Consider the following 13,384-nt stretch of genomic DNA (forward strand, 5'->3'; position numbering starts at 1 on the left):
AGCCATCCCTCACTCTTCAAAGAAGATATCCAACATTATTTCCCATCTTCAGCACCCATATAAATCCGGATGGTCGAACCCCGTTCGACTCTGGCACCCGCTTTTGGCGCCTGGTTGATTACTGTATTGCCTGTTCCGGATCGTGCGAGTGTAAAGTTCATATTCAAATCCTCATAAATATCCTGGACGGTGGCCCCTGTAAGATCGGGAACCGTCACAATCGGAGTTTCACCGTATTTATAGGTTTTGGGAAGCTGGTCTTTACGTTCCGGAACCTTCATGTAATGCAGGGAATCCTCTAAGATATTTTGCACGATTGGAGCTGCCACAACGCCCCCGAACTGAATCCCCTTCGGATTATCCACTGCTGTATACACTACGATCTGCGGGTCATCCGCTGGTGCAAAGCCGATAAACGATACAATATGTTCGGTAGGAGAATACCGGCCGTTAATTACCTTTTGTGCCGTCCCTGTCTTGCCCCCTACACGATAGCCGTCAATAAAAGCCGGCCGGCCTGTGCCTTTGGCAACCACGCTCTCAAGGGCAGCACGCACCTTCTTCGAGGTTTCCTCCGAGATGACCTGACGCACCATCTCCGGCTCCACCTCCGATACCGTCTCCCCGGTATCCGGATTGATCCAGGCCTTGGCGACATGCGGCGTGTAGAGCTTCCCGCCGTTAATGGCCGCTGAAACCGCGGCTATCTGCTGAATCGGTGTGACGGACACCCCCTGCCCAAATGCAGTAGTCGCCAGCTCAACCGGCCCCACCTGCGCAGGCTTGAACAGGATTCCGCTTGCTTCCCCGTTCAGATCAATGCCGGTCTTGGCGCCAAAGCCGAAATCACGGATATATTTGAACAGGCTATCTTTGCCCAGCCGTTGTCCCAGCGCCACAAAACCCGGATTGCAGGAGTTCTCCACCACTTCCAGGAAGGTCTGGCTGCCATGCCCGCCCTTTTTCCAGCAGCGCAGTTTGGCTCCGCCGACCTCAATATAGCCGGGATCAAAAAAGTGCTCATTCTGCAAATCCACCTTGCTCTCCTGGAGCGCAGCGGCCAAAGTAATAATTTTGAAGGTGGACCCTGGTTCGTAAGTCATCCAGATGGGCAGGTTGCGGTTGTAGACCCCGGCGTCATATTCCTTGTACGATCCAGGTTCATATCCCGGTCTGCTGGCCATCGCCAGAATCTCGCCATTCTTCGGATTCATCGCAATCGCCCAGCTGCCCTGAGCCTGATATTTCACCATCGCCTGATCCAGCTCGCGTTCCATAATGGACTGAATCTGCTTGTCTATCGTCAGTTGGAGATTAAGACCGTCCTGGGGAGCTGAATACTTTTCCGAGGAACCCGGCATCAGCCTGCCCCCGGCATCGGACAGATATGAGATATCGCCGGCGCTGCCTTGCAGCAGCTTGTCATATATGCTCTCTACCCCGGTAATACCCTGATTGTCGATACCGGTGAAGCCAAGAATATGCGCCGCCAGATCGCCGTAGGGATAAAACCGCTTGTTGTCCTCAGCCACAACGATGCCCGGCAGCTGCAAATCACGGATGCTCGCAGCCAGCTCCATCGTAATTTTGCGGCCCCCGGGCTGTAGCTTCACCGATGACTGGCTTTTGGACAGCAATGTCACCAGCTTCATCTCGCTCATTCCGAGAAGTGGAGCCAGAGTCTGTGCTGTCTTTTCTTTTTCCTTTACTTGTACGGGAACTGCATAAACCGTCGGGGAGCTGACATTATAAGCCAGCGCAATCCCTTCCCGGTCCAATATTTCACCGCGTTTGGCGGTAAAGGGAATATTGCGGCGCCATTGGCTTTCTGCCTTGGCACTCAGTTTTTTGCCTTCGGACAGCTGCACGTATGCCAACCGCACGGCCAGAGAGCCAAACAACACGGCCAGTCCCAGCAGCGTCCACAGCATTCTCCGGCGAGTGACGACTTTTGAAACCTTCATTCCGTTCCCCCTCTTTCGCTGCTCTAGACATGAGCTCTTATCTTCATGACTATTCAGGACAAACAGGGGTTAGAACAAGCCTATGAGGCAGGCTCTATTCTTCCGGCTTTTCTTCCTCCACAGGAGGAACAGGAATGTTCTCGCCGTATTCATTTATCGGATTGAGCTTAAGTGTAACCAGGGTCTTGCCGTTCTTGATTCCTTGGGTCTGCTCGGACACATAACCTTCGCCCTCCACGGCAATCCCCACTTTGAGCAGGCTGAGAACTTCCAGAGCGTCCCGCAGCGACTGCCCTTTCAAATCGGGGATCACGGGCTTGTCCCCCTGCTGGCTCAGCAAATAAATGCGCTGTCCTGATGCCAGGATCGTCCCTTTCTCAGGATATTGGCTCACAACCGAAGCACCCTCGCCCACCGATTCAAAGTCAAAACCCTGATCAATCAGCAGCTGTCTGGCCGCCTGCATCGTTTTGCCCGTCAGATCGGGTGCGGAACGCTGGGCGGGAGCGGCAGCAGCCTTAACTGTTTTGGACGTGCTGTCCGCAGTCCCCGTACTCGCCTTGGGCACTCCCATATAAGGCAGCGCCTGCGACACAATTTCCTGGAATACCGGAGCAGCAACCGCTCCCCCGCCTTCCCCGTCCTGCGGCTCATCGATAATAACGATCACCGCAATCTTCGGATCATTTACCGGCGCATAGCCGATAAAGGAAGACAGCACCTTGTTCCGGTCATAATCCGTACCGTTGACCTTAATCGCTGTACCGGTCTTACCCGCTACACGGTAGCCCTCAATGTAGGCATGGCGTCCGGTTCCTTTGACTTGGTCCGCAACCACCTGTTCCAGGTAGCTCCCTGTTTCCCGGGCGCTTTCCTTCGAAAGGACCTGGCGCACCACTTCAGGCTGGGTAACAGTTTTCTTCCCCGTATTTGAGTCGGTAATCTCCTTGACAACATGCGGTACCATCAGCTTGCCGCCGTTGGCGATGGCCGCCACAGCCGTGAGCTGCTGAATGGGTGTAACCAGCACCTTGCCGTGGCCGTAGGCCAAGGTTGCATTTTCGACAGATTTATTCGGGTCAGGGTTAACAATACCAATAGTTTCTCCCGGCAGGTCAATCCCGGTTTTTTCATTGAAGCCAAAATCATCGATATACTGCAGCAGCCGTTCCGGACCAAGCATCTCAAATCCGAGCTTAACGAAGGCTACGTTACTGGAGCGTTTGACACCATCAAGGAACGTAATATTACCCCAGCCTACATGGTTAATATCATGCAGTGCTTTACTGTAGCCTTTGATGCGAATTGAACCGGATTGGAACTTGGCGTTGGGGTTAAAAAGCTTCTCCTCCACCGCTCCAGCCAAGGTAACAATCTTGAAGGTGGAACCCGGTTCATACCTGGATTTGACGGCATGGTTATAGAACCCCCCCGCATCTTTGGTATCCCAGAATTCATTCGGGTTGAAGGTAGGCATATTCGCCAAACCGAGGATTTCCATCGTATTCGGATCGGCGGCTATGACACTAATCGTCTTGGGTCTATATTTGTTATACGCCTTTTGCATTGCTTCTTGAATATAGTGTTGAATCGTGCTGTCTATCGTCAGCTTGAAATTGCTCCCGTTCACCACAGGCTTGTAGGTATCCTGGGAATTGGGAAGCTTGATCCCCTTGCCGTCACTTTGATAGGAAAGACTGCCGTCATTACCTTTGAGCTGCTTGTCAAAATATTTCTCCAGCCCCATAATCGCCTTACCGTCTCTGTCTGTATAGCCCAGGATATGTGCGGCTAGCGTATCTTTGGGATAGTAGCGCTTCTGCTCCGTGACGTAACCGACTCCGGTCTCCCGGATATCATGTTTCTTGCCCAATTCCTCATAAAAGGCAACGACCTTATCCTTAAGCTCCTTGTTGATCTTCCAGCCTTCATTGCGGATCTCGCGGTTTTTGAGATATTTGCCGGTCTTCTCATCTTTGGCTTCAACTAATTTCTTGAGCTCGTCCACCGGCTTGCCCAGCAGCTCATGCAGCCCATCGATCACTTCCTGGCCGATTCCCTGCTCCGCAATAACCTCAGGGTTAACGACAACGGTATACGCCGGGACATTGCTGGCCAGCACATTACCGTTGCGGTCCTCAATCTCACCGCGAACCGCCTTGATCGTCGCGGAATGGGCCCACTGCTTGGCAGCCTTCTCCTGCCAGTACTCGCCGTTTAGCACCTGAACCCAAAACACCCGGGCAACTAAAACAAGAAAAAAGAGGGTAATACACCCTCCTATAAACAGCGTGCGAAGTTTTATTCTTTTTACCATAAACCAACCTCACAACCTCTATTATTGCGATTGCCGCCAATCGCTGATTAATGGTCTCCGTCAGTGGCTGTACTGCTCAGGGGAATATAAATGGTTGAATCCTCGGAAGGCATGGTATATCCAAGCTCTGCCGCCCTCTGGGCCACCGACTGTTCAAGTGTCTGCTTCTCCATCTGAAAGGTTGCAATTTCCTTTTTGGTTGAGGCAATCTGGGCATCCAGCTTCTGCGCCTGCAGATTCAAATCGTAAATATGCACATAACGCCAAATCAGGGTGGCAGCCACCAGTACGAACACACCCAGTGTCAGCATGTACAGCAGCTTCTCCTGCAGCGGAAGGACCATCCGTCTTGTGACTACTTTCGTCTTCTCGCGGTAAAGCCTGTCTGCCTCTTCTTTTCTTTTGGGTTGAACTGCTAAGTTGCCGCGGGTATAGGCCATCTCTGACTCTCCTTTATCGTAATTTACAATTTCTCTGCAATCCGCAGCTTGGCCGAACGGGCGCGCGGGTTCAGCTCCAGCTCTTCCTCTGAAGGCACGAGCGGCTTGCGGTTAATCAGCTTCAGGGTGCCTTCCGCACCGCATACGCAAAACGGAAAATCAGGCGGACATGTGCATCTGCTTAAATAACTGCTGAAAATCTGCTTGCAGATCCGGTCCTCCAGCGAGTGAAAGGTGATGACCGATACTCTTCCTCCGGGTGCCAGGCAGCGCACTGCTGCATGAAGCCCTTCCTCAAAAGCACCAAGCTCATCATTCACCGCAATCCGCAGACCTTGAAAGCTCCGTTTGGCAGGATGTCCTCCCGTTCTGCGCGCAGCTGCCGGAATGCCTTCCTTGATCAGCTCCGCCAATTCTCCCGTGCTCTCCACGGGGTGTTCTTCTCTCCGCTCTACAATCTTGCGGGCAATCCGCCGGGAGAACTTCTCTTCCCCATACTGGAACAGCACACGGGCAATCTCCTGTTCAGGCCAGGTATTGACTATTTCGGCTGCAGTCAGCTGAGCGGACTGATCCATCCGCATATCAAGCGGAGCATCGTGATTATAGCTGAATCCCCGTTCCCCTTCGTCAAACTGGGGCGAGGATACACCAAGATCGTACAGAATGCCATCTACCTGGGGAACACCGTCCTTTTGGGGAACAAAAGGGAGTTCCTTCAGCACTTGCTCCAGATCGCGGAAGTTGGTTTTCACCAAAACCACCTTCTCCCCGTATCCGGCGAGCCGCTCCCTGGCATTCTCCAGCGCCCAGTCATCCTGATCCAGACAGATCAGCCGGCCCTCGCCGCTGAGCCTCCCGGCAATCAGAGAGCTGTGACCGGCTCCGCCGAGCGTACAGTCTACGTAAATGCCATCCTTCTTGATGTGCAGCCCTTCTGTCGCTTCTTCCTTAAGCACCGTGATGTGGTGAAACAAGCTGCATCCCTCCAGGGCAGTATTCGAATATTGTATGTGTTATAGATCGAAGTTGAAATCCACCAGTTTCTCGGCAATTTCGTTGAACGTTTCCTCTGACTGTTCGAAGTACTGCTCCCATAGCTCCTTGTTCCAGATCTCCACCCGGTTCGAAACGCCCAGAATTACACAGTCCTTGTCCAGCTTGGCATATTGCCGCAAATTCACCGGCAGATTAACTCTGCCTTGCTTGTCCCATACACATTCGGTCGCTCCCGAGAAAAAAAAGCGGCTGAAGGCACGGGCATCCGATTTCATCAGTGAGAGGCTTTTGAGCTTTTGCTCCATGATTCCCCATTCTTCCATGGGATAAACAAAAAGACAAGTGTCGAGGCCGCGGGTCGCTACGAAGGAGGTCCCGAGCATGTCACGGAACTTGGCCGGAATAATGATGCGGCCTTTGTCATCAATGCTATGCTGGTATTCCCCCATAAACATGATTATTCCCCACCCCTAATTACCGATTCCCCACTTTGCCCCACTTTACACCACCTAAGCATAATAGATTCGCCATTAAAAATCAAAAACCTTTTTCCGGGCAGAGGTAATTTTTTCTTGTTTGTCAAGTCGGCCAAAAAATATACTCTCTGAAATGGCAAAAAAGATGCCCGAACCATTCACATGGCCCGGGCACCTTGCTGTAAGTTCAATAAGTTACGCGTTAAGGTTCCAGCTGTCGAGATACTCGACCTGTGCGGGAGTCAGGCTGTCAATGGAAATCCCCAGGCTCTCCAGCTTGTAGCGGGCAACCTGCTCATCCAGATCATAAGGCACATTTTCCACCTTGACGCCGATGGTCTTGTAATTGTCATTCACATATTTAAGCGAAAGGGCCTGCAGCGCAAAGGTCGTATCCATAATTTCAGCCGGATGGCCGTCAGCAGCCCCCAGGTTCACAAGACGGCCTTCCGCGAGCAGATACAGCTTGCGTCCGTCCTTCAACTGGTATTCTTCGATGTTCTTGCGCACGGTACGCTGGGATACCGATCTGTCGGACAGTTCAGGTTTATTCACTTCAACGTCAAAATGGCCGGCGTTGCACATAATTGCGCCATCCTTCATCACATCATAATGCTCCCCGCGGATGACGTAACGGTTGCCTGTCACCGTTACGAAGAAATCGCCGCGTTTTGCAGCCTCCAGCATCGGCATCACATGGAAACCATCCATATGGGCTTCCACTGCTTTAATCGCGTCCACTTCGGTGACGATCACATTGGCGCCAAGACCTTTGGCCCGCATCGCTACACCTTTGCCGCACCAGCCGTAACCAACCACAACGACTGTTTTACCCGCCACAATCAGGTTAGTGGTACGGACAATACCGTCCCATGCGGACTGGCCTGTTCCGTAACGGTTGTCGAACAGATACTTGCAGTAGGCATCATTGACGGCTACCATCGGGAACTTCAGGATGCCCTGCTTCTGCAATGCCTTCAGCCGGATAATTCCGGTAGTGGTCTCTTCCGCCCCGCCGCGGATATTCTCCATCAGGTCCGGACGCTCGGAATGCAGCAGCGTCGCGAAATCACCGCCATCATCAATAATCAGGTCCGGTTTACTTTCCAGAGCCTTGATATTCAGTGCCTTGAACTCTTCCGGTGACGGATTGTATTTGGCGAACACTGTAATGCCGTCTTCAACCAGCGCTGCACATACATCATCCTGGGTGGACAATGGATTGGAGCCGGTAATCGTAACCTCGGCACCACCTGCCTGAACAACCTTTGCCAGATAAGCTGTTTTCGCTTCCAGATGAAGGGTGATCGACACTTTCAAGCCTTTGAACGGCTGCTCCGCTTCGAACTGTTCACGGATGCGGTTCAGCACCGGCATATGCTGGCGAACCCAGTCGATTTTCAGATGCCCTTCCGGGGCCAGCGACATATCCGCTACAATACTGTTTTCCTTCGACAATGAACTCATGATGATACCTCCTGAATGTTTTATGAGCCTAAGCTTTAATTATTACATATAGATCATGCGGTGGGTTCCGCTGTAATCCGCAGGGATCGACAGCAACTCATCCAGCCAAGCAGGGCCGTAACGGTTCAGATAGTACATTACATTGTACACTCTTTCCTGCAGCTTACCCAGCGGCATCAGCGACAGCTCAATCCGCTCCCACTGCCGGAGCGCAGCTTCATTCTGCTTCTCCATCGCATCCCGGGCTTTGGCTTGAAGGAATGAGATCTGGTCCAGAATCTTGTCTTTGTTGTTTGCTCCCAGTTTAAGCAGTCCAGCCTGAATGGAACCCAGCTGTTCAATCAAAGGTTCATACATGGCTGAGAACGCAGCTTTTGTGTCTTCAAAACGCCGTTCAAGCCCCAGCTCATCCTGGGCGGCCAGCCATTCTTTTCTTTTGCCGTCCAAGCCCTGAAGAACATCGCCAAAGCCAAGCTGATACTTGTCCATATGCTTATGCAGTGTGCCTTCCACGACAGTGAAAGACATACGAGGTATAATCAGCGGCATCTGCTCCCCCACCACTTTGAACGCCAGCCGCGGAATAGCCCAATAGGCGAGTTCACCTTGTCCAAGCACCGTTGCCAGTACCGGCAGCACATAATCCTGCATGAGCGGTCTGGTCAGCACATTGTTGCTGAACTGTTCAGGACGGGCTTCAAGCTGCTCCAGCAGTTCCTCCCGGGAGAAGGATACCGTACCCTTGCGGTCTGTGAAACGCCCCTCCTCTTTATGAAGCAGAAGGCGTGTTCCTTCATGGATATAAAATAGATTGGCCCCCCCGGCAACAACCGCAGCCTGAAGCTCATAACCGCTGTCTGTAATCTCCCCTGCCGCAGTTTGATAGGCCGCTTCCAACTCATCGTTCTGTTCAATCAACGCTTGGAACATGGGGACTTCCAGCCTGCGCAGCGCAGGATCTGCCGAATCCAGCAGAATAAGCCCAAATCTGCCGAACAGCGAGCCCATCAATTTGGCAAAAGCTTCGCTCAAGCTGCCTGCAGCCGCTGAAGATTCGCGGATAACTTCCATAATTTGCGGTTTGAATTCACTGTCCTGCAGTAATTCATCCAACTGCCCAATGATTTGCTGCCAGCTCTCTTCTCCCACCTTAATGCTGCTGACGGATGAACGGATGTCCTCAGCTTTGTCCAGCTTAAGCTTCATAACCTCTCCTGCGCGGTTCAGGACAAAGGTATGGTTGACCTCATCCCAGTCATGATCCTCCCCGGCAATCCAGAAGAGGGGAACGACAGGCCGTCCGAGCTGCGCAGCCGCTTCCTTTGCTGCCTGAATGGTTGTGATAGCCTTGTATATGACAAAAAGCGGACCCGTGAACAAACCGCTCTGCTGGCCGCCGGTAACAACCAGCGTTCCCCGCTGCTCCAGAAGGGCCAGAGAATCCATCACTGCCGGATGGGGATTCCACTTCAAATTATATTGCCGTAAACAATCAGCAATCCCGGCACGGTCAGCCCGCAGCTCTTCCGTGCTGTCCAGCCATGCCGCACGTTCCGCTCTGCTCTCCGCACTGCGGAAGTCCCCGCCGTACAAATGTCCTACCTTTTCATAATGATGTATATAGTCGCGGGCGAGTGCTGATCCGCCCGGGAGAGGTTCGGGTATTACATTCATGTGCAATTGCCTCCTGTTCTATGTACTGCTCTATGTAATCATTAAGCCGGATAAACTCCTTATGATTGTATCCAAAGTTAGGGGCGGCGTCAAAGAGTGCCTCAATATCCCAAAGTGCATTCATCCTTATATTTAAAGGCGAGAGCTGAACGCTCCCGCCTTAGATGATGCTTGCGCTAAAATATATTCCCGCAGACCTGAACGGTCTGCTTATGCATATTGCTTGGCAACGAAGTGGCCTTTCGAAACTTCGACCAATTCAAACTCGCTGTCATTGGTTTTTTCGCCTGCAGCATAAATGGGAGTACCCAGTTCATCATGCAGATGAATGCGTTTTTTGTTCGCTTCAACTTCCGGATCCGGAACCGGAATCGCCGACAACAGCGACTTCGTATACGGATGAATCGGGTTGGCGTACAATTCTTCGCTCTCGGCAAGCTCAACCATTTTACCAAGGTACATTACGGCCACACGGTCACTGATATGCTTAACCATGGACAGGTCATGTGCAATAAAAAGATATGTCAGTCCAAGACGGTCCTGCAACTCCTTCAGCAGATTGACCACCTGCGCCTGAATCGATACGTCCAGTGCGGAGATCGGCTCATCGCAGACGATGAATTTGGGATTCACCGCAAGCGAACGGGCAATCCCGATACGCTGGCGTTGTCCGCCCGAGAATTCATGCGGATAACGAGTGGCATGGTCATGGTTGAGCCCTACCATATCCAGCAGCTCTTCAATCCGTTTTTTGCGTTCTGCACGGCTTCCGGCCATTCCGTGAATGTCCAGCGCCTCGCCAATGATATCCGAAACCGTAAACCGCGGATTCAGCGATGCGTACGGGTCCTGGAAAATCATTTGCATATCGCGGCGCATAGCCTTCATTTTGCCAGAAGACAATTTGTAAATATCCGTACCATTATATTTCACGCTTCCGGCAGTAGGTTCGTAAAGACGAAGCACTGTCCGGCCGGCAGTGGTTTTACCGCAACCGGACTCCCCTACCATCCCGAGGGTTTCGCCTTCGCGAATCGTGAAATTAATATTATCAACAGCCTTAAGAACTTTTCCCTTGCCGACATTAAAATACTTCTTAAGGCCTTCAACTTCAATCAGGTTCTTACTCAAACGAACTGCACCTCCTTGGCCATCGAATGCAGATTCCAGCAGCGCGCCATATGCGTTTCGCTGAATTCTGTTGCACCGGGATCGATTTGTTCGCACACATGCATCGCTTCACTGCAGCGAGCCGTGAACGGACAGCCGACCGGCGGTTTGATCAGATCCGGGGGAGTACCGATGATCGGGATCAGCGGCTCGCCCTTCTTTTGGTCCAGACGCGGCATCGACCGCAGCAATCCTTTGGTATACGGATGCTGCGGATTCTTAAAGATTTCCCATCTGGTACCCGTTTCCACCACTTCACCAGCATACATGACGATGACCCGGTCACACATTCCGGCAACGACGCCGAGATCATGTGTAATCAGAATGATGGAGGTCCCCAGCTTTTGCTGCATATCTTGCATAACTTCCATGATCTGCGCCTGAATCGTTACGTCAAGCGCTGTTGTCGGCTCATCTGCGATCAGCAGTGCCGGGCGGCAGGCCAGGGCAATGGCGATCATTACACGCTGGCGCATCCCGCCGGAGAATTCGTGGGGATATTGGTTAAAGCGAGCCTCCGCATTTTTGATGCCAACTAGCTTAAGCATCTCAACACCACGCTCTTTCGCTTCGGCCGCTGACATTTTCTGATGTTTGATCAAAACTTCGGTTATCTGTTTGCCCACCTTGATCGTTGGGTTCAAAGAAGTCATCGGGTCTTGAAAGATCATGCCAATATCTTTGCCGCGAATACTTTCCATTTGCTTCATGCTTTTGTCCAGCAGATTCTGTCCCTGAAAAATAATCTCGCCTTTTTTCACTTTGGAAGGAGGCGTAGGAATTAGCCGCATAATTGATTGTGCGGTCACACTTTTGCCGCTGCCGGATTCCCCGACGATGGCTACTGTTTCACCTTTGCCTACTTCAAAATTCATGCCACGGACAGCTTGTACTTCTCCGCCTTTTACAAAAAAGGAAACATGCAGATCCTTGACTTGCAGAATGGGTTCCATCATTATTCACCTCCTATTTCTTCAGCTTAGGATCCAGTGCATCACGTAGACCGTCACCAAAAATATTAAAGGAAAGCATGGTCAAGCTTATCAGGATAGCCGGGAACAGGAAGCGCCACGGATAATAAAGCCAGCCAGTCAGTGAATCATTGATCATCGAACCCAGTGAAGCGATTGGAGCCTGTACCCCAAGACCAAGGAAGCTCAGGAACGCTTCGGCAAAAATGGCATTTGGTACGGACAGAGTAATGGTAACGATAATAGGTCCTACCGCATTTGGCAGCAGGTGGCGGAACAAGAGTCTTTTGGAGCCTGCACCCATGGAACGCGAGGCCAGAACAAACTCACGGTTCTTGAGCTGCATAATCTCACCGCGGACAATCCAGGACATGGTAATCCAGCCTGTAATGGTCAGCGCCAGAATGATCGTCCCTAAACTTGGTTCCATAACAACCAGCAGCAGGATAACCACCAGCAGATAAGGAATGGAATACAAAATTTCCGATATTTTATTCATAACATTATCTACACGGCCGCCAAAGAAGCCCATAATACCGCCATAGATAACGCCAATGAACAAGTCGATGGCCGCTGCCGCCAAACCAACAATCAGCGAGATGCGTGCTCCATACCATGTACGGACAAAGATATCACGTCCCAGATCATCGGTGCCAAACCAATGGTCGGATGAAGGCGGTTTATTGGTGCTGAGCAAATCGTTAGAGTAGTAATTATATTTTGAGAACAACGGACCAATCAGCGAAGCCAGAACGATCAATCCAAGAACAATCAGTGCGGTCATTGCCATTTTATTTTGGCGCAGGCGCTCCCAGGAATCCCTCCAAGCTGAAAGACTTTCCCGCTGAATAACCTCTGCCTGCTTCTCATCAATACCGATTTTCTGAAAATCTTCCGGTTTCAGGTTCGCATCCAGCGAACCCATATTTTTGTCAGATGCCAATCTTTAGCCCTCCTTTCCTCCAGTTAGTTTGATCCGCGGATCTATAAGTACATAAGCTATGTCAGTAATAAAACGGGCCAACATGAGCAGAATACCATAGAAAATAGTAATCCCCATTATCACGGTATAATCACGGACACCGATGGCTTCCACAAACTGCTTACCGATACCACCGATACCAAAAATCTGCTCAATAACTACAGAACCGGTTACAATGTTAGCAGTCATAGGTCCCATGTAAGTAACAATCGGCAAAATCCCATTACGCAGAACATGACGGCTCAAAATGGCAAACCAGCTTAGACCTTTGGCCTTAGCCGTCTTAATATAATCTGCGTGCAGCACCTCAAGCATGCTGGAGCGGGTCAGACGCGCAATAAAGGCTATCGGCTGTGCCGAGAGTGCTGCTACCGGAAGGAAATAATACATGGGGCCCTTAAACCCTGAAACCGGAAACATATGAAACTTATAAGCGAATACATACTGCAGCAATGACGCGACAACAAAGCTCGGAACCGCAATCCCCAACACCGCAAGCACCATCGCAGCGCTATCAATAAATTTGCGGTGATAAAGTGCCGCCAGCATGCCGAGAATAACACCGACAATAACCGACACGATAATTGCGACAACTCCCAGCTTCAAGGACGCTGAAAAAGTCTGTCCGATCAAATGGGTTACATCCTGATTCAGCCGTTTCATGGATACACCCAGATCTCCTTGGGCAATCTCACCTAAATACTTAAAATACTGATGATAGAGCGGCTTGTCCAAACCATATTGCTCGTATAAACGCGCTTTAATTTCCGGCGGAACTTTTTTCTCGGAAGTAAACGGGTCCCCTGGAATAGCTTTCATCAGAAAAAAAGTCGCTGAAACAAGCACAAACAGCGATACAAGCATATAGAAAAACTTATTGGCAACATAACGAACCATCCCCATCAACACCTCCCCTGACAATTT

The 13,384-nt window shown here is 51.2% G+C and carries 11 protein-coding genes; all 11 read right to left on the minus strand.

What is annotated here, in order from left to right; translation table 11 throughout:
• Window positions 1-35 precede the first annotated feature (35 nt).
• A complete protein-coding gene (locus tag PGRAT_RS23430; RefSeq protein ID WP_025708374.1) occupies window positions 36-1,964 on the minus strand; it encodes a stage V sporulation protein D in 1,929 nt (642 codons plus the stop codon).
• Between the two features lie 94 nt (window positions 1,965-2,058).
• Window positions 2,059-4,188, minus strand: coding sequence for a penicillin-binding transpeptidase domain-containing protein (locus tag PGRAT_RS23435; protein ID WP_238326910.1), 2,130 nt, complete (start codon window positions 4,186-4,188; stop codon window positions 2,059-2,061).
• Window positions 4,189-4,328: 140 nt separating this feature from the next.
• The gene (locus tag PGRAT_RS23440; protein WP_025708372.1) at window positions 4,329-4,721 is read right to left on the minus strand and encodes a hypothetical protein; all 393 of its coding nucleotides are present in this window, start codon (window positions 4,719-4,721) and stop codon (window positions 4,329-4,331) included.
• Window positions 4,722-4,744: 23 nt separating this feature from the next.
• Window positions 4,745-5,698, minus strand: a complete 954-nt coding sequence (rsmH, locus tag PGRAT_RS23445; protein ID WP_025708371.1) for a 16S rRNA (cytosine(1402)-N(4))-methyltransferase RsmH — start codon at window positions 5,696-5,698, stop codon at window positions 4,745-4,747.
• 39 nt (window positions 5,699-5,737) lie between these two features.
• Window positions 5,738-6,175, minus strand: coding sequence for a division/cell wall cluster transcriptional repressor MraZ (gene mraZ / locus PGRAT_RS23450; RefSeq protein ID WP_025708370.1), 438 nt, complete (start codon window positions 6,173-6,175; stop codon window positions 5,738-5,740).
• 216 nt (window positions 6,176-6,391) lie between these two features.
• A complete protein-coding gene (locus PGRAT_RS23455; protein ID WP_025708369.1) occupies window positions 6,392-7,663 on the minus strand; it encodes an adenosylhomocysteinase in 1,272 nt (423 codons plus the stop codon).
• Window positions 7,664-7,705: 42 nt separating this feature from the next.
• On the minus strand, window positions 7,706-9,337 hold the full coding sequence (gene bshC / locus PGRAT_RS23460) for a bacillithiol biosynthesis cysteine-adding enzyme BshC (RefSeq protein WP_025708368.1): 1,632 nt from the start codon (window positions 9,335-9,337) through the stop codon (window positions 7,706-7,708).
• 210 nt (window positions 9,338-9,547) lie between these two features.
• Window positions 9,548-10,468: an ABC transporter ATP-binding protein gene (locus PGRAT_RS23465; protein ID WP_025708367.1), complete on the minus strand. Its 921-nt coding sequence runs from the start codon at window positions 10,466-10,468 to the stop codon at window positions 9,548-9,550.
• A complete protein-coding gene (locus PGRAT_RS23470; protein WP_025708366.1) occupies window positions 10,465-11,460 on the minus strand; it encodes an ABC transporter ATP-binding protein in 996 nt (331 codons plus the stop codon). Before PGRAT_RS23470 ends, PGRAT_RS23465 begins: the two co-directional genes overlap by 4 nt.
• 13 nt (window positions 11,461-11,473) lie before the next feature.
• Window positions 11,474-12,403 carry an ABC transporter permease gene (locus tag PGRAT_RS23475; RefSeq protein ID WP_036706687.1) on the minus strand — a complete coding sequence of 310 codons (930 nt, stop codon included), beginning with the start codon at window positions 12,401-12,403 and terminating at the stop codon, window positions 11,474-11,476.
• A 21-nt stretch (window positions 12,404-12,424) separates the two neighbouring features.
• On the minus strand, window positions 12,425-13,357 hold the full coding sequence (locus tag PGRAT_RS23480) for an ABC transporter permease (RefSeq protein WP_025708364.1): 933 nt from the start codon (window positions 13,355-13,357) through the stop codon (window positions 12,425-12,427).
• Window positions 13,358-13,384 lie beyond the last annotated feature (27 nt).

Origin of the sequence: Paenibacillus graminis, from assembly GCF_000758705.1 — a bacterium.
Taxonomy (GTDB): Bacteria; Bacillota; Bacilli; order Paenibacillales; family Paenibacillaceae; genus Paenibacillus_AQ; species Paenibacillus_AQ graminis.